The organism is Dehalococcoidia bacterium, from assembly GCA_030018455.1.
Lineage (GTDB): Bacteria > Chloroflexota > Dehalococcoidia > DSTF01 > JALHUB01 > JASEFU01.
Genome location: JASEFU010000001.1, coordinates 278,682 through 299,207 on the forward strand (window position 1 = coordinate 278,682; position 20,526 = coordinate 299,207).

General features: G+C 64.0%; 15 protein-coding genes, 3 tRNA genes and 3 rRNA genes. 4 read left to right on the forward strand and 17 right to left on the reverse strand.

Going from position 1 to position 20,526, the window contains the following annotated elements; genetic code table 11:
- The first annotated feature begins 107 nt into the window (after positions 1 to 107).
- From rplU to QME71_01380, 4 genes are all read left to right on the forward strand, one after another.
- A complete protein-coding gene (gene rplU, locus QME71_01365) occupies positions 108 to 506 on the forward strand; it encodes a 50S ribosomal protein L21 (protein MDI6856956.1) in 399 nt (132 codons plus the stop codon).
- A gap of 12 nt (positions 507 to 518) precedes the next feature.
- Complete coding sequence (gene rpmA, locus QME71_01370) at positions 519 to 791, forward strand: 50S ribosomal protein L27 (protein ID MDI6856957.1); 273 nt, start codon at positions 519 to 521, stop codon at positions 789 to 791.
- Positions 788 to 988 carry a 50S ribosomal protein L31 gene (gene rpmE / locus QME71_01375; protein ID MDI6856958.1) on the forward strand — a complete coding sequence of 67 codons (201 nt, stop codon included), beginning with the start codon at positions 788 to 790 and terminating at the stop codon, positions 986 to 988. Before rpmA ends, rpmE begins: the two co-directional genes overlap by 4 nt.
- A gap of 83 nt (positions 989 to 1,071) precedes the next feature.
- Positions 1,072 to 2,079, forward strand: coding sequence for a DUF1385 domain-containing protein (locus tag QME71_01380; protein MDI6856959.1), 1,008 nt, complete (start codon positions 1,072 to 1,074; stop codon positions 2,077 to 2,079).
- Positions 2,080 to 2,100: 21 nt separating this feature from the next.
- Here the strand turns inward: QME71_01380 and QME71_01385 are convergent, their stop codons facing one another.
- The 17 genes from QME71_01385 to QME71_01465 form a co-directional block, all read right to left on the reverse strand.
- On the reverse strand, positions 2,101 to 2,493 hold the full coding sequence (locus tag QME71_01385; protein MDI6856960.1) for a DUF2304 domain-containing protein: 393 nt from the start codon (positions 2,491 to 2,493) through the stop codon (positions 2,101 to 2,103).
- Positions 2,490 to 3,227, reverse strand: coding sequence for a glycosyltransferase family 2 protein (locus tag QME71_01390; GenBank protein ID MDI6856961.1), 738 nt, complete (start codon positions 3,225 to 3,227; stop codon positions 2,490 to 2,492). The genes QME71_01385 and QME71_01390 overlap by 4 nt, the downstream gene beginning before the upstream one ends.
- 20 nt (positions 3,228 to 3,247) lie before the next feature.
- Positions 3,248 to 3,955: a class I SAM-dependent methyltransferase gene (locus QME71_01395; GenBank protein MDI6856962.1), complete on the reverse strand. Its 708-nt coding sequence runs from the start codon at positions 3,953 to 3,955 to the stop codon at positions 3,248 to 3,250.
- Positions 3,889 to 5,283 carry a glycosyltransferase family 39 protein gene (locus tag QME71_01400; protein MDI6856963.1) on the reverse strand — a complete coding sequence of 465 codons (1,395 nt, stop codon included), beginning with the start codon at positions 5,281 to 5,283 and terminating at the stop codon, positions 3,889 to 3,891. Before QME71_01400 ends, QME71_01395 begins: the two co-directional genes overlap by 67 nt.
- A 3-nt stretch (positions 5,284 to 5,286) precedes the next feature.
- Positions 5,287 to 6,651, reverse strand: coding sequence for a glycosyltransferase family 39 protein (locus tag QME71_01405; protein ID MDI6856964.1), 1,365 nt, complete (start codon positions 6,649 to 6,651; stop codon positions 5,287 to 5,289).
- Between the two features lie 279 nt (positions 6,652 to 6,930).
- Positions 6,931 to 9,393, reverse strand: coding sequence for an ATP-dependent Clp protease ATP-binding subunit (locus QME71_01410; protein ID MDI6856965.1), 2,463 nt, complete (start codon positions 9,391 to 9,393; stop codon positions 6,931 to 6,933).
- A 132-nt stretch (positions 9,394 to 9,525) separates the two neighbouring features.
- Positions 9,526 to 11,274 (reverse strand): S1 RNA-binding domain-containing protein, encoded by a 1,749-nt coding sequence (locus tag QME71_01415; protein MDI6856966.1) that lies wholly within the window; start codon positions 11,272 to 11,274, stop codon positions 9,526 to 9,528.
- 131 nt (positions 11,275 to 11,405) lie between these two features.
- A 5S ribosomal RNA gene (gene rrf, locus QME71_01420) occupies positions 11,406 to 11,522 on the reverse strand.
- Positions 11,523 to 11,614: 92 nt separating this feature from the next.
- Positions 11,615 to 11,689: transfer RNA gene (locus QME71_01425), tRNA-Met, on the reverse strand.
- 47 nt (positions 11,690 to 11,736) lie between these two features.
- A 23S ribosomal RNA gene (locus QME71_01430) occupies positions 11,737 to 14,742 on the reverse strand.
- Positions 14,743 to 14,974: 232 nt separating this feature from the next.
- A tRNA-Ala gene (locus QME71_01435) sits at positions 14,975 to 15,050 on the reverse strand.
- Between the two features lie 48 nt (positions 15,051 to 15,098).
- Positions 15,099 to 15,175: transfer RNA gene (locus QME71_01440), tRNA-Ile, on the reverse strand.
- 166 nt (positions 15,176 to 15,341) lie between these two features.
- Positions 15,342 to 16,845, reverse strand: a 16S ribosomal RNA gene (locus tag QME71_01445).
- The 16S, 23S and 5S rRNA genes sit together here with 3 tRNA genes alongside, the layout of an rRNA operon.
- A gap of 210 nt (positions 16,846 to 17,055) precedes the next feature.
- Positions 17,056 to 18,543 (reverse strand): tRNA lysidine(34) synthetase TilS, encoded by a 1,488-nt coding sequence (gene tilS, locus QME71_01450; GenBank protein MDI6856967.1) that lies wholly within the window; start codon positions 18,541 to 18,543, stop codon positions 17,056 to 17,058.
- 201 nt (positions 18,544 to 18,744) lie between these two features.
- On the reverse strand, positions 18,745 to 19,104 hold the full coding sequence (locus tag QME71_01455) for a septum formation initiator family protein (GenBank protein MDI6856968.1): 360 nt from the start codon (positions 19,102 to 19,104) through the stop codon (positions 18,745 to 18,747).
- Between the two features lie 92 nt (positions 19,105 to 19,196).
- Positions 19,197 to 19,832, reverse strand: a complete 636-nt coding sequence (locus tag QME71_01460) for a histidine phosphatase family protein (protein ID MDI6856969.1) — start codon at positions 19,830 to 19,832, stop codon at positions 19,197 to 19,199.
- A 4-nt stretch (positions 19,833 to 19,836) separates the two neighbouring features.
- Positions 19,837 to 20,526: a TIGR03936 family radical SAM-associated protein gene (locus QME71_01465; GenBank protein MDI6856970.1), complete on the reverse strand. Its 690-nt coding sequence runs from the start codon at positions 20,524 to 20,526 to the stop codon at positions 19,837 to 19,839.

A 20,526-nucleotide genomic window follows, 5' to 3' on the forward strand; every position in this document is an offset into this window, starting at 1 on the left:
GCGCGTTCGGCCCGGCTGAGGGACAGCGATCAGGCTCCGGCTCGTTTGACAGGTTCCGCCGACGACGATAGACTATTTGAGTACGTCTGAATCGAGGGAGAAGAACGATTTACGCCATAATCCGTAGCGGCGGCAAGCAGTACCGCGTGGAGCAGGGCAGCGTCATCGACGTCGAGCGGCTGCCGGCAGCCGAAGGCGAGACGGTGGAGTTTGGCGTGCTCCTGCTGAACGACGACGGTCGGGTCGGCGTAGGGGAGCAGGCCACCACGGGCGCTAAGGTCATCGCCGAGGTCGTCTCGCACGGCCGCGGCCCCAAAGTGACCGTCTTCAAGTACAAGGCGAAGACGCGCTACCGGCGGAAGACGGGCCACCGCCAGGGGTACACTCGCCTAGCGATAAAGGAGATACTGCCCGCCGACGCTCAGACGGCAGAAAAGAAGGCTTCACGGCCGCGCGCCCGCAGGGCCAAAACGGAGGCGAAAGCGGAGCCGGCGGCGGAAGCATAGAGGTAAGTTGAAATGGCACACAAGAAAGGAATGGGAAGCTCTCGCAACAACCGCGACAGCCAGGGCCAGCGCCTCGGTCTGAAGCGGTACGACGGCGAGGTCGTCCTTCCCGGCACGATAATCATCAGGCAGCGCGGGACCCGTTTTCACCCCGGCCGCAACGTGGGGCTGGGCAGGGACTTCACCATCTACTCGCTCATCCAGGGCAGGGTAAAGTTCGAGCCGTACGCGAAGGGCGGCCGCAAGCAGGTCAGCGTCTACGCCGAACAGGAACAGAACTCATGAAGAAGGGAATACACCCGGAGTACGTGGAGGCGACGGTGCACTGCGCCTGCGGCAACACCTTCACCACCCGCTCAACGAAGAAGGACCTGCGGGTGGAGGTGTGCAGCCGCTGCCATCCGTTCTTCACGGGCGAGCAGCGGATAGTGGACACCGCGGGACGGGTCGAGCGCTTCAAGCGACGCTACGGAATCAAGTAGCCGGCGCAAGTCGACAGCAGGGGTGAGCATGACTCACCCCTGTTCTTTTTATGTAGCGCCGCCGATCGATTAGAATGCAGGGCATGGGACAGACGGACAGCGGCTCCAACGCAGACGCCGGCACCGGACGGGCCGCCGGCGAGGCGCAGCCTCCGCGCGGGGGCGCCTCGCTGCCGCACTACGGGGGCCAGGCCGTCATCGAAGGGGTGATGATGCGCGGCGCCCGTCACATGGCGATCGCCGTGCGCGAGCCGGGAGGCGGCATCAGGGTCAAATCGGAGCCGCTGACGGGGCTCTACGTGGGACGCCTGCGGAGCGTGCCCCTGGTGCGGGGGACGATCGTCCTCTGGGAGACGCTGACGCTGGGGATGCGCGCCCTCGTCTTCTCGACGGAGGTGGCGGCGGGGGTGGAGGAAGAGGAGGAGCCGAGCAAGGCCTACATCTGGGGCGTCATCGGCGTGGCGCTGGCGCTTGCCACCGCCGTCTTCTTCGTCGGGCCGGTGCTGCTGACGGGCTGGCTCGAATCGCAGCTCGGGAACGCGACGCTCGTCGTCTTCATCGAGGGTGTGCTGCGGTTGTTGCTGCTGCTGGCGTACATCTGGCTCATCGGCTTCCTGCCCGACATCAGGCGCGTGTTCGCTTATCACGGCGCGGAGCACCGGACGATAAACGCCTGGGAGGCGGGCGCGCCCCTCGAGGTGGACTCGGTGATGCGGTTCGGCAATGCGCACACGCGTTGCGGCACGGGCTTCCTGCTGACGGTGGCGGTGGTATCGCTCGTCGTCTTCGTCTTCCTGGGGATGCCGACGTGGTGGTGGCGGATTACCTCGCGGGTAGTGCTGATACCGGTGATAGCCGCCGTCAGCTACGAGATCATCCGTTTCTCGGCGGCGTTCTGGCGTTTTCGGGTGGTGCGCTGGCTGTTCAGTCCCGGCATCGCCCTGCAATCGCTGACGACGCGCGACCCCGACAGCGCGCAGGTGGAGGTGGCGATCGCTTCGCTGCAAGCCGTGCTGGCAGGCGATGCGGCGGGGTCTGCCGGCGAGCCCGCCGCTCGAGGCAGCCCCGCCACGGTCGACCCCGCGTCGTAATCCGCCCCGTCCTGGGCGCCGCTAGGTGGAACCCTCGCCCGTGTTGTCGGCCGCTTCGGTCAGGCCCGGGCGCGGCGGCTCCTGCTCCAGCCTCGACCGCAGAAGGCTCAGCTCCTGCGCCAGGCGGCGGCTCTGATCGGACAGCCGCGATATCTCCAGCGAATAGTGGAAGAGCATCGTCGCTACGAACGCCAGGCCGATGAAGAAGAGGATCGAGGGAGCGTAGGAGACATCGAGACGGTCGGCGATCCACACGGTAATCCCCTCGAAGGAGGCAAGGACGAGCATCGCCGCCGCAAGCAGCAGCCACAGCAGCGAATACTCTTCGCGCAGCCGCCACTTCCGGATGTAGAAGACCACGACCACCGCTATCAAAGCGGCGACCAGAATCACGAAGATGCTTATCGGTCTCATGACCCCTCTCTCCTTCCGCCCGTAAGACCGGGTTGCTCTTTGAGGGCATTCGTTATCAGGGCGAGGCTGACCTTGACCATGTAGTAGAGCGGCTGGAACCCGCCGATTGACGACGAGCCCGCCTGACGCTGCCGCATGATGACGGGCACCTCGCGCATCCGCAGTCCCTGCCGCGCGAGGAAGACGATGGCCTCCGGCTCCGGGTAATCAGGCGGGTAGTAACGGGCGAGCAGTTCGAGGGCGCGGCGGCCGTAGGCGCGAAAGCCGGACGTGCTGTCGGTGATCTTGTGGCCGCTAAGAATGGTGCAGAGGCGGGAGAGGATGAGGTTGCCCAGCCGTCGCGCTTTGCCCCCCTCGTAGCCCGTCGCCTGCAGGTAGCGCGACCCGATGACCATATCCCAGCCGTCTTCGAGGACGAGTCCGGCCAGCGCATCGATCTGGTCGGGCGGGAACTGGCCGTCGCTGTCGAACTGCACGGCCACCGGGTACCCCTCTTGCAGCGCATAGCGGAAGCCGGTCTGCATCGCGCCGCCGATGCCCTGATTGAAGCAGAGGTCGAGGACGCGGCAGCCCGCGCTGCGGGCGATGTCGCCGGTGCGGTCGGTGGAGCCGTCGTTGATGACAACGACGTCGAACCGCTCGCGCACCTCGCAGAGCCCGGCGAGGGTCGCGGGCAGACAGGCCTCTTCATTATAGGCGGGGACTATGATGAGACCCTTCGCTCCGGCGTCCATGGTCAACCTCTCAGCGTATCTTATCTGATGAAGCGCAGGAGACAGAAGACGGAGAGGGGCGCGAGATTGACGGGAAAGTGGCGCTTCTTGTCGAGACGGAGGTGGGAGCGGAGCGTGTCGGTCACGTAGCCGGCGTCGTGGTAATGGTCGGGCGGCTTGGTGTAGCGGAAGACGCGGCGCCCCAGCTCGTAGAAACGGTTCTCGGAGGGCACGTTCACAAGGAGCTCGCCGCCGGGCGCGAGCAGGCGGGCGATCTCAGCGGCAAGCGGCGGCAGGTCCCGGATATGCTCCAGCACCGATGCGGCGACAATCGTATCGAAGTGGCCGTCCGGCAGCTTTAACTGGAAGATGTCGCCTTCCATGATGTTTACGTTCGGCAGCTCGAACAGCCGGACGACCTCCCGCGCCATGCGGGCGTGAAGGTCCACGCAGACGACCTCGTCGAAGCGGGGCGCCAGCGTGGGCAGGAGGACGCCGTTGCCGCCGCCGAAATCGAGGACGCGGCGTCTGGCGGGAGGGCGCGAAAGGGAGAGCAGGCTGTCATGGCTGCGCCAGAAGAGCTCGCGCACCAGCCACCGGCGGTCGTGGTAGACGATGGGGGTATCGTCGTGGCCGTGCTCCTGGGCCAGCTTCGCCATCAGGCGCTTGTCGATGCGCCGCATCAGTCCGCCCCGCTTTCGCCGGCGCCGCCAGGCCCCGTTTTCGATCCGCTCTTCAGCCGGTCCCACACGCGCTCACCGGCGCGGACGAAGAAGACAGCGGCAAGAATGCAAAACACCGGTATCAGGGCGGAGTGGAACCGCGGCTCGCCGATGAACACGAATCCGAAGAGGAACGAGTAGTACGCGACGAGCATGATAAGAAGCAGGCGTTTGGGGTCGACGCGGCGCAACCACAGGGGAGCGCCCGCGACGGCGGCGGCCAGCACGGCGAGATAGTATGTGTTCGCGAGATCGCGCAGGCGGGCCTCCGACGCCGCGCTCAGCAGATCGCCCTTCGCCTGTATCCAGAGGAGAGGACGGCTGTCGTCGCGGTAGAAGTGGAAGAGCTTCTGCGGTATCAGCCTTAACTCGTCGGCGGGATGATTTAATGCGTACTCGATGGCGCGACGGGTCTGCTCGCGGTACACCTTTACCTCCCGTTCCGGCGGCCTAACGTCCTCGTACTCCTTCTGGACGGCGATCACGGGGACGAAGTTCCCCAGGCCGTCGGCCCCTTCCCAGTGGCCGGCGATGAGGTTCTCGGCGGAACCGGCGGAGACAACGATAGGATAACCCAGTTGCACCCAGTTCCGCACCGTCCAGGGCAGGAGCGCGACGCCGGTGGCGGCGAGGGCGACGGCGCCGAAGCGCAGGCCGGCCGGCCAAGATTCCTGCGCGACGGCCCACACCGGGACCAAGGCCAACGCGAGGAGGACGGTCTCCCCCCTGATCATCGATAGAATGCCGATGACGAGGCCGGTCAAGGCAACGCGCCCGAGGGTGGGCCTCTCGATGGTGAGCCCTATGACCAGCAGCAGGAGAAGCGTGACGGCCAGCCCCCAGATGACTTCCGTCATCAGCAGGGTGGCGCCGAAGACCTGGCTCGGGAAGAACGCCAACAGAAGGGCGCCGAGGAGGCCCACTCGCCGGTCGAACACCTTCGCGCCGAGGAAGTAGACCGCGATGGAGGTGGCGGCGCCGGCGAAGACGTTCAGCATCTTCCCCAGGAAAACGTGGTGCCCCAAGAGCTTGTAGATGACAGCGAGGATCATGGAGTAGCCGGGGGGCCAGTGGGCAGTCGGCTCGCCGTGCAGGTGAATGTAGCCCCTGCCTTCCGCCAGCCAGGAGGCGGTGCTGTCGTAGAACAGGCTGTCGTCGGGGATGCCGGCCTGCGGGTCGGGGTCGACGAGCACGATGAAGACCAGGCGGACGAGGAAGGCGAGGGCAAAGACGCCTGCCAGAAGCAGCGCCTGTCGGGACGACAGGAGGTCGAGGAGCGCGTCGGCGAAGGCCCGCTTTCGGGCGGACAGGGCCGAGACACGAGAGGCCGCCGGCCGCAAGACAGGCTGCGACATGCTCTACCCAGCGGCCTCCGTCCGCCGCGTCAAGCGCAGACGCTCGAACAGGCGCTGCAAGGCGAGAGCGGGCTTCCGGCCCACCGGGCGCAAAAGCCTGAACAGGCCCTGCAGCGTCAGCACCAGCAGGTACGCCGCGAAGAGCGAGAACAGAGGGACGAGGGGGGCGTGATAGCGCGGCCCGGGGAAGAAGATGAGGTGGGCCGCGTTCCAGCCGACAATGACGAGCACCACCAGCAGACGGTTGTAGTCTCGGAAGGATATCCAGAAGGGGATGCTGATCACGAACAGGGCCAGGACTGCGTAGTAGTAGCGGTCGGTTATGATGCGCCAGTTATTGTATTCGTCGGGGGGAAGAGGGAGCGGTTCAGGCTTTCCGTTGATCCAGCGAAGGGCGTCGGAGTCGTCGGTGTAGAATTGTCGGAACTTCTCCCCCAGGTGCTGCAGCTCCTCGGTCGGGTGGCCCCACATGTATTCGAGGCCCTCTTTCATCGCCTCGCGCTCGACCTTTACTTCGCGCTCAGGGGGCGGCAGGTAATTGTACTTCTCCTGGAGCTTCGCTTCGGGAAAGATTGCCAGAGGGTCATAGGGGTCCTCGCGATGACCGGTGAGGAAGGTGTGTCCCGCGCCGCTCGATATGGGAATGAAGGCGTCCATCACGAGGGCATTCCTCACCGTCCAGGGAGCGATCACGGCGACGGCGCCGACGGCCATGAGAGCGCCGTGCCCGAAGAAGCGTCGCCAGGAAAAGCGGGTGGCGATCCACGCTATGAATATCATCGCCAGGAGGACGGGCGCCTCCGAGCGGACGAGGCTGGCCAAGCCCGCGAGAGCGCCAAGGGCGAGCAGCTTGAGGGGCGAGACATTCTGCTGCCGTCCGAAGCTGATGGCCAGCAGAATGAGGAGCAACATGATGACGGGGAAGATGCTTTCGGTTGCGACGAGGGCGGTGAACTGGACAGCGGAAGGGAAGAGCGCGAAGATGAGCGCGCCGAGCAGCCCCGCCTTTCGATTCAAGAGTCGCGCGCCGAGCGCGTATATGAGCAGGCACGTCGCAGCGCCGGCGAACACGTTCAGCATCTTGGCGCCGAAGACGGTGTGGCCGAACGCTTTATAGATGCCGGCGAGGATGAACGGATAGCCGGGCGGCCACTGCGCTGTGGGGTAGCCGTGAAGGTGGACGTAGCCCCGGCCTTCGGCGAGCGCGTCGGCGGCGCGGTCGTAGAAGAGGGTATCGTCGAGCCGGCCGTCCTCCGGGTCGACGTCGACGTAGCTGATCCACCATACCCGCAGGCCAACGGCGAGCAGGAGCACCAACAGCAGGGCGATGGAGTAGGGATTGAACACCCACCGTCTGAGCCAGGTCATCACGCGGCTCGTCTGCGGCGCTTCGGCTGTTGCCGTGGCCCCTGACGGACTGGTTTGCTGCTGGCGGGCCGGCACGCGGGTCATCCTTTCATGTGGCCGGGAGAGTTGCCCCGCAGATAGCGGATCGGCTCACGTATGATAGCGTGAGGCGGGAAGGAACGGCAACGACCGGGGTGCGACGTCGAGTCGTGCAACGCCGCGGTGCCCGAGGCAGGTTGCGGCGCATAGGAAAAGGGCGGAGTCTCTCGGCTCTGCCCTTTTGCGGTGTTCCGCTTACGTTCAGGTGAGCGCAGGCTGCGAGACGGCGTGCACGTTTAGCCCGTCGTCGCCGACATCGATGACGACCTTGTCGCCGGGCCCGAACTGCCCCTGGAGGAGGGCCTCGGAGAGCCTGTCCTCGACCTCGTCCTGGATGAGGCGGCGGAGGGGCCGCGCGCCGAAGGTCTCGTCGTAGCCCTTTTCGCCCAGCCACTCCTTCGCGGCTTCGGTCACTTCCAGCGTGACCCCCTTGAAGGAGAGCTGGACATCGACTTCGCGCAGCATGAGGTCCACGATATCGCGGATGTGAGCGCGGGAGAGGGCGTGGAAGACCACCGTCCCGTCGACGCGGTTGAGGAACTCGGGCCGGAAGGTGTTCTTGAGCTCGTTGAGCACCTTCTCCCGCATCTTGGCGTAGCGCTGCTCGGCGGTCTTGGCTTCTTCCGTCTTGGTCGAAAAGCCGATCGTGGTCTCGCGACGGATGAGGTCGGAGCCGACGTTGCTGGTCATGATGACAATCGTGTTGCGGAAGTCGACCTTGCGTCCCTTGGCGTCGGTCAGGTGGCCGTCGTCGAATATCTGGAGGAGCATGTTGAAGACTTCGGGGTGGGCCTTCTCGATCTCGTCCAGAAGGATGAGGCAGTAAGACTTGCGCCGGACGGTATCGGTGAGCTGGCCGGCGTCTTCGTAGCCGACGTATCCGGGCGGGGCGCCCACGAGCCGGGACACGGTGTGGCGCTCCATGAACTCGGACATGTCGAGCTTGATCATGGCGTCTTCGCTGCCGAACATGAAGTCGGACAGCACACGTGCGAGGTGGGTCTTGCCGACGCCGGTGGGCCCGAGGAAGATGAACACGCCGATGGGCCGGCGGGCGTCTTTCAGGCCCGCGCGGGCGCGGCGGACCGCCTTGGACACGGCGGTGATCGCCTCGTCCTGGCCGACGACGCGGTCGTGCAGGGCTTCCTCCATGCGCAGCAGGCGCGCGGACTCCTCGCTGGCGATCCGGGCCACGGGGATGCCCGTCCACATGCTGACGACTTCAGCAATGTCCTCCTCGGTGACGACGGGCTTGGTGAGCTCGCGCTCATCCTCCCAGCCCTTCTCCATCTCTTCCAGTTTCTGTTGCAGTTTCATCTCGCGGTCGCGGAGCTCGGCGGCGTATTCGTACTGCTGCGAGGATATGGCGGCCTCCTTCTCGCGCCGTATGCTGTCGAGCCCGTGCATCGCCTCCCTGAGGGTGGGCGGCGCGACGCTGCGCGTGATGCGGACGCGGGAGGCGGCCTCGTCGATGAGGTCGATCGCCTTGTCCGGCAGGAAGCGGTCTGAGACGTAGCGGGATGCGAGCTGGGCGGCGGCAGTGACGGCCTCGTCGCTGATTGTCAGCTTGTGGTGGTCCTCGTACCGTTCTTTGATGCCCATCAGTATCTCGATGGTCTCTTCGACGGACGGCTCCTCGACGAGCACGGGCTGGAGGCGGCGCTCGAGAGCGGCGTCGCGCTCGATGTGTTTGCGGTAATCGTCGAGGGTGGTGGCGCCGACGCACTGCAATTCCCCGCGGGCCAGCGACGGCTTGAGGATGTTGGCGGCGTCGACGGCGCCCTCGGCGGCGCCTGCGCCCACAAGCATGTGCATCTCGTCGATGAAGAGGATGCAGTTGCCCGCGTTCTTTATCTCTTCGATGACTTTCTTGAGCCGCTCCTCGAACTCGCCGCGGTATTTGGTGCCGGCGACGAGGGAGCCGATGTCGAGGGTGAGCAGGCGGCGGCCCTGCAGCGTCTCGGGGACGTTGCCGGCGACGATACGGTGGGCGAGGCCTTCGACGATCGCTGTCTTGCCCACGCCCGGCTCACCGATGAGGACCGGGTTGTTCTTGGTGCGCCGCGACAGGATCTGGATGACGCGCTGGATTTCGCGGTTGCGTCCGATCACGGGATCGAGCTTGCCGGCGCGCGCCGCGGCCGTGAGGTCCATGCCGAGCTGGTCGACAGTGGGCGTCCGTGTCGGCGCGCGAGCGGCGGCGTGCGTGCCCTGGGGCATGCTCTGCGAGAGGATGCGCGTCGTCTCGGCGCGCACGCGTTCGAGGTTGACGCCGAGGCTTTCGAGAACGCCGGCGGCGATGCCTTCGCCCTCGCGGACGAGGCCGAGCAGCAGGTGCTCTGTACCGATGTAGTGATGATTCAGCCGCCGCGCTTCGTCGACGGCGAGTTCGATTACTTTCTTGGCGCGAGGGGTAAGGCCGATTTCGCCTACAGACGACCGGTCGCCGCGACCGATGATGAATTCGACGGCGGAGCGGACCTTGTTGAGTTCGACGCCGAGGTTGGCGAGCACTTTGGCGGCCACGCCGTCGCCTTCACGAACGAGGCCCAGGAGGAGGTGCTCTGTTCCAATGTAATTGTGGTTAAACCGCTGGGCCTCTTCCTGGGCGAGGGTGAGAACGCGGCGCGCCCGTTCGGTAAACTTGTCAAATCTATCTGCCATGACCGCTATCCACCAGTGCTTTCTACATTCAGGTTAACACACGACTGGAGGCTAGTCTAGGGTTCTATGGCAGGTATCAGCTAAGTCTCGCTTCCCTCCCTGGCGTCGTTTGTTCCGGCGGCGGTCTTCCGTTTACGACTCTTCGGCCGTTCCGTCTTCGGTCTGCTCCGGCTCGGGGGCGGCCTCAGTCTCGTACTCCGCCTCAGCCTCGGCGACTTCCGTCTTCGCCGTTTCTTCTCCCGTATCCTCTACCTGTCCGACTGCCTCCGTGGTCCAGGCTGCGGCCTCTTCTTCAACGGTCTCGACGGTGTCGGTCACTGTCTCTTCTTCGACGGTCTCGACGGTGTCGGTCACAACCTCTTCTTCAACGGCCTCGACGTCCCCCGCGGCGGTTTCTTCTTCGACAGCTTCCCCGGCCTCAGCGACCACCTCTTCTTCAGCCTCGGCCGCTGCAACGGCCGTCTCTTCCTCGACGGTCTCGGCCGCGGCCTCTTCCACGGCCGCTTCCGGCGCTTCGACCGTCGTCTCTTCTTCGACGGCCTCGATGGTCTCAGCGACAACCTCTTCTTCGACTGCTTCGACGGTCTCCGTCGCGGACTCTCTTACAGCCGCTTCCGGCGCTTCAGCGACGGGCTCTGTCACAGCCGGCGCTGCGGGGCCTGCTTGCGCCATGGCCGCCGCCGCCAGCTCTTCAGGGACTTCGAGGACTTCGCCGTTCTTGCCGAAGACGAAGCCCATTTCCTCGGCCTCGTCGCGCGCCTGGCGCAGGCTGAGCCCGAGCCGCTGACGGTCGCGTTCGACGCGGACAATCTTCAGGGGGACGATGTCGCCCTCTTTGACTACCTCGCGCGGGTGGGTGATGCGCCGGTTGACGAGTTCGGATACGTGTATCAGTCCTTCTACCGGCCCTTCGATACGGGCGAAGGCGCCGAACGTGACGAGTTTGGTGACCGTCCCGGTGACTACCTGCCCCACCCTGTACTTATCGACGATCTGCTCCCACTGTTGAGGTTGGGCGCGGCGAATGCTGAGGGCGATCTTTTTCGACTCCGGGTCGACCTTCATCACGTAGACGTCGACTTCCTGGCCGACTTTGAAGAGCTCTTCCGGGGCTTTGTCGCGCTCCCAGGAGAGTTCGGAGAGATGGGCGAGGCCGTCGGCGCCGCCGAGGTCGACGAAGACGCCGAAGCTGCGTATGCTGCTTATCCTGCCCCGGCGGATCTCGCCGTCCTGGAGTTCTTCGAGGAGGCGGTCTTTCTGGAGGGCGCGCCAGTCCTGGATGGCGGCGCGCTCAGAGAGGATGACGCGGTTGCGGGCGCGGTTGATTTCGATGACTTTGACGAGCAATGTCTGGCCGATGAGGGAGGAGACGGTTCCTTTTTGTTCGGCTTCTTCTTCGGCGGGGGGTTGAGCGGTTATGGCTTGTGAGTAGGGTATGAAAGCGTGGACGCCCTCGACGTTGACGAGGAGTCCTCCTTTGTTGTAGCCGCTCACCTGGACTTCGAAGCTGTCGCCGTTGTCGTGGCGTTGCTGGAGTATGCGCCAGCCTTTTTCGCCGCGGGCGCGGTCGAGGGAGAGGAGGACCTGTCCTTCGGGGGTTTCGGGTTGGAGGACGTAGACGAGTATGTGTTCGCCGAGGGCGGGCCACTTTTCGGGGTCGGGGCCAGCGGACTGCATTTCGTGGCTGGGGATGATGCCTTCGGACTTGGTACCGACGTCGATCACCATGCCGTCCCGGTCGGAGCCGACGACGACTCCTTCGATTATGTCGCCACGTCTGAGGGTCCGGTACTGGAGGGATTCGTTTTCGAGGAGTGTCGCCATGTCCTGGAAGGAGTCGGGGGTACCGGTTGGGGGTTGTGATGACGGATCGGTTGTCAAGCCACTGTCGCTCCTGTTGGATTTGGGGCGGTCAGGAACCGCTCGTTGTCTAATTCTAGCACAGGGTTATGGAAGTGAAAAGGTTGGGTCTTGGGGGAAAAGAAAGCCCACGTGGGTGGGCTTGAAGAGCGCCCTGGCAGCGGCTTATTTTCCCAGGGGGTTGCCCCCCAAGTATCGTCGGCGCTGAGGCGTTTCACTTCCGTGTTCGGGATGGGAACGGGTGGGGCCGCCTCGCTCTGGCCACCAGGACGCAAGATATTTGGTTATCGTGGGCGCCCTGGTTAGAGGGCGCCCAACGGCGAGAGTCAAGCCGGGGCTTGACCCCCACCGGTTGTTTTGTTGGTAGCGGGAGGAGGACTCGAACCTCCGACCTTCGGGTTATGAGCCCGACGAGCTGCCACTGCTCCATCCCGCGATGTTACTGAACAGGGAAGCGGCGGTATTTGCGCACAAGTATTAATGTAGGTCAAGCCCTCGACCATTAGTACGGCTCAGCTAAACACGTTGCCGTGCTTACACCTGCCGCCTATCCAGCGGGTAGTCTACCCGCGGTCTTACTCCTTCCGAGGAAGGATGGGAGGCCTAATCTTGGGAGGGGCTTCGCACTTAGATGCTTTCAGCGCTTATCCCTGCCAGACTTGGCTACCCGGCTGTGCTCCTGGCGGAACAACCGGCACACCAGCGGTCTGTCCATCCCGGTCCTCTCGTACTAGGGACAGCTTCCCTCAAGCCTCCTGCGCCCACGCCGGATAGAGACCGAACTGTCTCACGACGTTCTGAACCCAGCTCACGTACCGCTTTAATGGGCGAACAGCCCAACCCTTGGGACCTACTCCAGCCCCAGGATGCGATGAGCCGACATCGAGGTGCCAAACCTTGCCGTCGATGTGAACTCTTGGGCAAGATAAGCCTGTTATCCCCGGGGTAGCTTTTATCCGTTAAGCCACGGCCCTTCCACGTGGTACCGTAGGATCACTTTGCCCGACTTTCGTCCCTGCTCGGCTTGTTGGCCTCGCAGTCAAGCCCCCTTATACCAATGCGCTCGTTGGGTGATTTCCATCCACCCTGAGGGGACCTTTGGACGCCTCCGTTACTTTTTGGGAGGCGACCGCCCCAGTCAAACTGCCCACCAGGCACTGTCCCCCTGCTTGATCAGGGGTTAGAAAGCAGACCAGGAAAGAGTGGTATTTCAACGTTGGCTCCCCCGAGCCCGAAAGCCCGGGTTCACAGCCTCCCACCTATCCTACGCATCCCAAGCCCACTTCCAGTGCCAAGCTGCAGTAAAGCTCCACGGGGTCTATTTGTCCTGGCGCGGGTAACCCGCATCTTCACGGGTATTTCAATTTCACCGAGTCCCTCGTCGAGACAGCGCCCAGATCGTTACGCCATTCGTGCGGGTCGGAACTTACCCGACAAGGAATTTCGCTACCTTAGGACCGTTATAGTTACGGCCGCCGTTCACTGGGGCTTCGGTTTGGGCCTTTTGAAAGCCCTCCCCTTAACCTTCCAGCACTGGGCAGGCGTCAGTCCCTATACTTCCCCTTACGGGTTGGCAGAGACCTGTGTTTTTGTTAAACAGTCGCCTGGGCCAATTCTCTGCGGCCCCCAGAAGCTGCCTCAGCTTGAAAAGTGGGTCACTTCCAGGGGCACCCCTTATCCCGAAGTTACGGGGTTATTTTGCCGAGTTCCTTAACGAGGGTTCTCTCGCTCACCTTGGGGCATTTACCCCCACCTACCAGTGTCGGTTTGCGGTACGGGCACCGACGGCGCTAGCAACGAGGCTTTTCTTGCCAGCATAGGCTCAGCAGAGTCGCTTTGACTGACGTCTCTACTTCCCCCGACTCCTCCGCTTGACCCGGGGACGGATTTGCCTATCCCCGGACGCCTACGAGTCAGGGACGCGCCGTGTCCAGTGGGCGCGCTCCACCTACCTTACTGGGTCACCCCTTTGCCTTAAAACGCTCCGTCGGTGGTGCTGGAATACTAACCAGCTGTCCATCGCCTACGGCTTTCGCCCTCGGCTTAGGCCCGACTAACCCTACGCGGATTAACCTTCCGTAGGAAACCTTAGGTTTACGGTGCCCCGGTTTCTCACCGGGGTTGCGCTACTTATGCCGGCATTCGCACTTCCGTCCGCTCCACTCAGGTTTGCACCGTGAGCTTCGCCGCCGGACGGAACGCTCCCCTACCCTCTCGCCGGAGCGAGAGCCTCAGCTTCGGTGGCAGGCTTAAGCCCCGTTACATTGTCGGCGCTGAATCACTCGACCAGTGAGCTATTACGCACTCTTTGAATGGTGGCTGCTTCTAAGCCAACATCCTGGCTGTTTGGGCAATTCAACATCCTTTAACACTTAGCCTGCGCTTGGGGACCTTAGCTGGAGGTCTGGGTTGTTTCCCTCTCGTCTGTGAAGTTTAGCCCCCACAGGCTCACTCCCGGGGTGTGTACTCTGGCATTCGGAGTTTGGTTGGGTTTGGTAAGCGTCTAGCCCCCTAGCCCATCCAGTGCTCTACCTCCAGAGCATATCCCCCGAGGCTGCCCCTAAAGGCATTTCGGGGAGAACCAGCTATCTCCTGGTTCGCTTGGCATTTCACCTCTACCCACAGCTCATCCAGTAGTTTTGCAACACTAAAAGGTTCGCGCCTCCACCCCGAGACTATCGGGGCTTCACGCTGGCCATGGGTAGCTCACCAGGTTTCGGGTCTAATCCGAGCAACCTGCCCCGAAGGGCTTCGCCCTGTTCAGACTTGCTTTCGCTGTGGCTCCGCATGTTCCCATGCTTAACCTGGCTACTCAGATTAACTCGCCGGCTCATTCTTCAATAGGCACGCCGTCATCCTTCCGAGAAAGGACTCCGACTGCTTGTAGGCACGCGGTTTCAGTTCTCTTTCACTCCCCTCCCGGGGTGCTTTTCACCTTTCCCTCACGGTACTAGTTCACTATCGGTCGTCATGGGTATTTAGCCTTGGAGGGTGGTCCCCCCGGCTTCCCACAGGATTTCTCGTGTCCCGTGGTACTCAAGAACATCGGCAGGAGACGCCTGCCCTTTCGCCTACGAGACTGTCACTCTCTATGGTGGTCCGTTCCAGGTTCCTTCGGCTAGGGAGGCGTTTTGTAACTCCTTTGCGGGCTCTGCAGAACCCGCAGCCGAGTCTTGCAACCCCAGGGGCGCATAGGCCTGCAGGCCACTAAGTCGCCCCTGGTTTGGGCTTTTCCCCTTTCGCTCGCCGCTACTCAGGGAATAGTCTCTGTTCCTCGGGGTACTAAGATGTTTCAGTTCCCCCGGTACCCTCGTGTAGGCCTATGTGTTCAGCCTACCGTATCCCGGCATTACCCGGGATGGGTTGCCCCATTCGGGAATCCCCGGCTAAGCTTGCTCGACAGCTACCCGAGGCTTATCGCAGTCTTGCCACGCCCTTCTTCGGCCCATGACGCCAAGGCATCCGCCGCGCGCCCTTAGTAGCTTGACCTACATTAAGACCCGCGCGCAAAGGTGAGCCGCTTCCAGTGTTCAGTTGTTAATGTGCAAAATAATCGGCCTGATGCTTCAGGCCGAGGTTATGCCGCTTGCATCAGACGGAAATGCTATTAGGTTTTGAACTGAGCGTCAACCATGTAGTTCTCTGTTGTCCTCAGCCTTAAGTGTACCGCATGTATTATCGTTTGACAAGGGGTTTGCCGCAGTGCTGTGGCCGGTTTGCCTGGTGGAGCCGGGGGGATTCGAACCCCCGACCTCCGCCGTGCAAAGGCGGCGCTCTCCCAGCTAAGCTACGGCCCCATTCTCGGGTGACGGCCGGAGAGCCGTCTATCTCTTGTCGCTTGCTGCTGGTGGGCCATGGTGGAGTCGAACCACCGACCTCGGTCTTATCAGGACCGCGCTCTAACCAGCTGAGCTAATGGCCCGACTTGCGCCCGCGCCAACTTCCTCGACAAACGGGCACCTTAACCCTTGGATAGCGGAAGGAAAGCCGGTGGGACGGCTTTTCGGTTTGACGATGGTCCTTCCGAGGAAGGACGCACCGATCGACCTAGGATTAGCTGCTCGCCGAGGCGAGCGGCCGCTCCCTAGAAAGGAGGTGATCCAGCCGCAGCTTCCGCTACGGCTACCTTGTTACGACTTCGTCCCAGTCACCAACCCCACCCTCGGCGCCTGCCTCCCACAAGGGGTTAGCACAGCGACTTCAGGTGTTGCCGGCTCCCATGACGTGACGGGCGGTGTGTACAAGGCCCGGGAACGTATTCACCGCCGTGTGCTGACCGGCAGTTACTAGCAACTCCACCTTCATGAAGGCGAATTTCAGCCTTCAATCTGAACTGGGGACGGTTTTAAGGGATTAGCTCCGGATCGCTCCTTGGCTGCCCGTTGTACCGTCCATTGTAGCGTGTGAGTAGCCCAGGACGTAAGGGACGTGCTGACTTGACGTCATCCCTACCTTCCTCCCCGTTTCGCGGGGCAGTCTCGTCAGAGAATGCAACTGACGACAGGGGTTGCGCTCGTTGCGGGACTTAACCCAACACCTCACGGCACGAGCTGACGACAGCCATGCATCACCTGTGCCGGCTCCCCGAAGGGTCGCTCCGGTTTCCCTTTGCTACCACCGGCATGTCAAGCCCTGGTAAGGTTCTTCGCGTTGCGTCGAATTAAACCACACGCTCCGCTGCTTGTGCGGGCCCCCGTCAATTCCTTTGAGTTTTAGCCTTGCGGCCGTACTCCCCAGGCGGGACACTTAGAGCGTTAGCTTCGGCACGGAGGGGGTCGATACCCCCCACACCTAGTGTCCAACGTTTACGGCGTGGACTACCCGGGTATCTAATCCGGTTCGCTCCCCACGCTTTCGCGCCTCAGCGTCAGGTAGAGCCCAGAGAGCCGCCTTCGCCACTGGTGTTCCTCCCGATATCTACGCATTCCACCACTACACCGGGAATTCCACTCTCCTCTGCTCCCCTCGAGCCTGCCAGTATCCGGGGGCGCCTCCCAGTTGAGCCGGGAGATTTAACCCCGGACTTGGCAAGCCGCCTACGCGCTCTTTACGCCCAATAAATCCGGACAACGCTTGCCACCTACGTATTACCGCGGCTGCTGGCACGTAGTTAGCCGTGGCTTATTCGCAGGGTACCGTCAGATCTTCTTCCCCTGCAAAAGGGCTTTACAACCCGAAGGCCTTCATCACCCACGCGGCGTTGCTGCGTCAGGCTTTCGCCCATTGCGCAAAATTCCTCGCTGCTGCCTCCCGTAGGAGTCGAGGCCGTGTCTCAGTCCCCGTGTGGCTGGCCATCCTCTCAGACCAGCTACCGATCGTCACCTTGGTAGGCCGTTACCCCACCAACTAGCTAATCGGCCGCAGGCCCCTCCGAAAGCGCCCAAAGGCTTTAGTCACTCCAGCAGGCTGAAGCGACCACATGCGGTATTAGCCCCGCTTTCGCGGGGTTATTCCCCGCTTCCGGGCAGGTTACCTACGTGTTACTCACCCGTCCGCCACTATCCTGACAGCGAACCATCAGGACCGTACGACTTGCATGCGTAAGGCACGCCGCCAGCGTTAATCCTGAGCCAGGATCAAACTCTCCGTACTCTCTTTTCCTCGGAGATGAATCCCCGAGGTCAAGATTCAACGGTTGATCCCACACTTCTTCCTTCCGCTATCCAGTTGTTAAGGTGCTCTCGTCGCTCGGACACAAAAAACACCTTTCCCGCGCAACGCCTGCTCGGGAGCTGTGTTAATGTACCTTTTAACGTGTAACTTCGACGCTCAATATCATCATAACGACGGCGATTGGACTTGTCAAGGGTTGCCCGCAATATTCGTCGCACTCTCGAACGCGACTCCGATATCGAGCACGCGGCGCGTGGAGTCGACGACGCGGGCGCGCTCGGCGATGCGGTGGCCGACGACCCAGACGATGCCCGCGCGGTCGCAGACGATGGGGACGCTGTCGCGCTCGACCCGCGGGACTTTGGCGTCGACGAAGACGTCCTGAAGCTTCTTCTCGCCGGCCATGCCCAGGGGACGGAACCGGTCGCCGCGTCGACGGCGGCGGACGCCGAGGGGTAAGTCGATGGCGTCCGCGTCGAAGCGGGCGACACTTGGCGACGCGGCGGGCGAAGGCGGGACTTCCCCCTCGACGAAGCGGGCGTCGAAGATCCAGCCGTCGACGCGCGTCCGCCCGGGCACGGCGAGGAAGACCTCTTCGGAAGGCAACGGCGACGGACCGGTCTGCCCCCCGAGGGTGAGGATGAGGTCATCGTATTCGATGCGCACGCGAAGGCCGCGCGGGAGGTCGAGCTCGGCGCCGGTCGGCGCATCGAGGGCGGCGGCCATCGCTTCCCAGTGCGGCCGGCCGATGTCGCGCACATCACCGATGAGGCGGGCCCCGGCGGCGCGGAGGATGTGAACGCGCAGGCCCGGCGGCTGGGCGCGAAGTCCGCTGCGGGAGAGGCGGACGGCCCGCCCGTGGAACCGCCCGACAGCGGGCAGCAGGCCGGCGGCTATCTCTTCGAGGGCTTCGCGTTCGGCGGCAGCCGACGCCGCGAGCCGACGCAGCGCGTCATCGATGCGCGGGTTGTAGCGCCGGAGGAACGGCAGCACCTCGCGGCGGATGCGGTTCCGTCGGTAGGCGAGGGAACGGTTGCTCACGTCCTCCAGCGGGCGCACGCCCATCTCCCGGCAGTACGCGAGCGTTTCGGCCCTGGTCACCTCGAGCAGCGGGCGCACGAGGGACAATTGGGGCGTGCGCTCGTCCGGGTACGGCCAGCGGGCGAGAGGCAGCATGCCGGCGACGCCGCTGATCCCCGCGCCGCGCAGGATGTTCATGAGGACGGTCTCGGCCTGGTCGTCGGCGGTGTGGCCGGTGGCGACGGCGGCTGCCCCCATCTCGAGGGCAGCGCCGGCGAGGAAGTGGTAGCGCAGCTCGCGCGCCGCCTCTTCGATGGAGACGCGCCTTTCGCGGGCGTGGGAGCGGACATCGCCGGCGCCTCTGACGAGCTCGACGTTCGTCGAGCCCGCCAGCTTCGCCACGAAATCTCTCTCGCGACGCGACGCCCCCCCGCCGCGAAGCCCGTGATCGAAGTAGGCGGCGCTGAGATCGATGCCGAGGGCCGGCCGCAGCCGCGACAATACGAGCAGGAGCGCGGTCGAGTCGCCGCCGCCGGAGACGGCCGCTAGCACGCGGTCGCCGGGGCGCAGCAGTCCGTGCCGCTCGATGTGGCGCCGGACGCGGCGCTCGAGAGCGGGGCCGAAGGGCTTCTGCGGGCGTTCTCCGGCTGCGGCCAAACGTCAGCCTCCCATTCGTGGCGTCTCAACACCACTATATGACCGAAGGGGACGGCGTCAAGCCCGGCAGCAAGGCGGGCATTGTTGAGCGGTACCCCAGCCCCAAGGCCGCGCCGCAAGGCGCAGTCCAATGTGGTGGCCGATCTGGGGAGGCGGGACAAGGGGAGCCGGCGCGGGTTTCTCTTGCTGCGCCTAGCGTCGCTAGGGGCCGAAGAGCTCTTCCCACCAGGCGCGGTCGCCGGGCTCCGGCGTTGGCGTCCCGTCAATGGGGCCGGTTTCTCCCTGGGGCGAGGTCACCTTCACCAGCGTCTCACCCGGCTTCACGAGGCCCAGCATCCGGCGCGCCATGCCCTCGATGTACTCGTCGGAGGAGAGGTATTCGCGGATGGCGACGAGCTTCTCGTAGCGCGCTTCGAGCTCGGCGATGTCCCGGCGGGCCTTCTCTTCGTCGCCGGCGAGACGGTAGGAATTGAGGGTGGCGTTTACGGTGCTGAAGAGAAGGTAGCCCACCACAACGGCGGCCACGATGACGATTGTGCGGGGGACCCACCGGCTAAGCACCCCGGCTGCGCCTCCTGCGTCTGTTCTCACCCCGCGCTTTGCCCAAATCTAGCACAGCGACGGCGCAATTACAAGCGCGCGCAAGTAGCTCTCTAGTACAGCGGCCGCTCCGACAGCCCTGCCTCGTCGAGGTGGCACGTGTCGTTGAGGCGGAGGAGCGCGACGTGCTCGCCGTGGAAGTCGAGGACGCTGACGGCGGCGAGGTCGTGGCGCAGACGCCGGAACTCCGAGAGGGGGAGGCCGAGAGCGTGACAGAGGAGAACGTGGATGGTGAAGTTGTGGCTCACGGCGCAGACGGTGTCGTCGGGGTGACGCTGGAGGATGCGGGAGAGCGATTCGCAGCAGCGCTCGCGCACGTCCTCCAGGCACTCGCCGCCGGGCATGCGCAGGGTGGCCGCCTCAGAGGTGAACCAGCGGCGGAGAAAGTCGCCGTGGAGCTTCTGCATCTCCTCGATGCTGTGGCCGTCCATCTCGCCGACGTCCATTTCCGCCAGCCCATCATCGATGCGCACCTCGAGGCTGTGGGGCGCGGCGATGGCCTCTGCCGTCTCGAGGGCGCGACGCAGCGGGCTGGAATAGACGGCGGCGAGCGGCGCCCGCTGCAGGGAGCGCGCGAGCGCCCGCGCCTGGAGACAGCCGGTATCGTTCAGGGGTACGTCGAGGCGGCCGAGCGCGAGGCGTTCACGGTTGCCGGCGGTCTCCCCGTGTCGGACAAGGATGAGTCGCATGATGTTATGTAAACCGCCCGCGCCGCCGCCACGCCTCGTGCGCCGGCGACGACTCGGCGAGCACCAGCTTCGTACGGTGGATGCGCAGCGGCTCCGGCAGCCCCATCGCCGCCACTACTTGCTCCGGCCGGCCGCTGCCACCGCTATCGAGGCGAAGCCGCATGCCCAGGCGCAGCGACGGGCCGCCCTTCTCCAACCACAGGTGCTGGACAAGGCTGCGGATATCGTAGCGACGGGTCTCTTTCTCACGCAAGTGCTCCCAGGGCAGCGTCTCCGCCGCCAGAAAGCGCTCGATTGCAGCCCGCGCGCGTTCCGTCTCGACCGACGGGTCGAGCTCCACCTCGTACTCCCCCCAGCGCACCTCCGACTGCAACGACGGCACGCGCAGCCCGACGTCGCGCGCTTCGTGAACCTCGATCCCTTCGGGCAGTTGCTCCGAGACGCGGCGCATGAACTCGAACGGGCTTATGCGCGTGTTGAGGAAGACATCGAGCAACTCGCCCGAGCTCGTCACGCCGACGGCAAGCGGGGCCGCCAGCGACAGCCGCGCGTGAGGGCTGAACCCCTCCGAGTACGCGAGGTCGATCCCGGCGCGAAGGAGCGCGCGTTCCCACAGGCGCATCAGGTCGAGATGGGTGACGTACTTCACCGCCTCGCCGCGCGAGAACTTCACACGCAGACGTTGCACCTTCAC

Excerpts from the sequence above, each read along its gene's own strand:
- QME71_01380 (MDI6856959.1), top strand. The coding sequence starts at position 1,072 with ATGGGACAGACGGACAGCGGCTCCAACGCAGACGCCGGCACCGGACGG.
- QME71_01385 (MDI6856960.1), bottom strand. The coding sequence starts at position 2,493 with ATGAGACCGATAAGCATCTTCGTGATTCTGGTCGCCGCTTTGATAGCG.
- QME71_01390 (MDI6856961.1), bottom strand. The coding sequence starts at position 3,227 with ATGGACGCCGGAGCGAAGGGTCTCATCATAGTCCCCGCCTATAATGAA.
- rpmE (MDI6856958.1), top strand. The coding sequence starts at position 788 with ATGAAGAAGGGAATACACCCGGAGTACGTGGAGGCGACGGTGCACTGC.
- QME71_01405 (MDI6856964.1), bottom strand. The coding sequence starts at position 6,651 with ATGACCTGGCTCAGACGGTGGGTGTTCAATCCCTACTCCATCGCCCTG.
- QME71_01400 (MDI6856963.1), bottom strand. The coding sequence starts at position 5,283 with ATGTCGCAGCCTGTCTTGCGGCCGGCGGCCTCTCGTGTCTCGGCCCTG.
- QME71_01460 (MDI6856969.1), bottom strand. The coding sequence starts at position 19,832 with ATGCGACTCATCCTTGTCCGACACGGGGAGACCGCCGGCAACCGTGAA.
- QME71_01410 (MDI6856965.1), bottom strand. The coding sequence starts at position 9,393 with ATGGCAGATAGATTTGACAAGTTTACCGAACGGGCGCGCCGCGTTCTC.
- rpmA (MDI6856957.1), top strand. The coding sequence starts at position 519 with ATGGCACACAAGAAAGGAATGGGAAGCTCTCGCAACAACCGCGACAGC.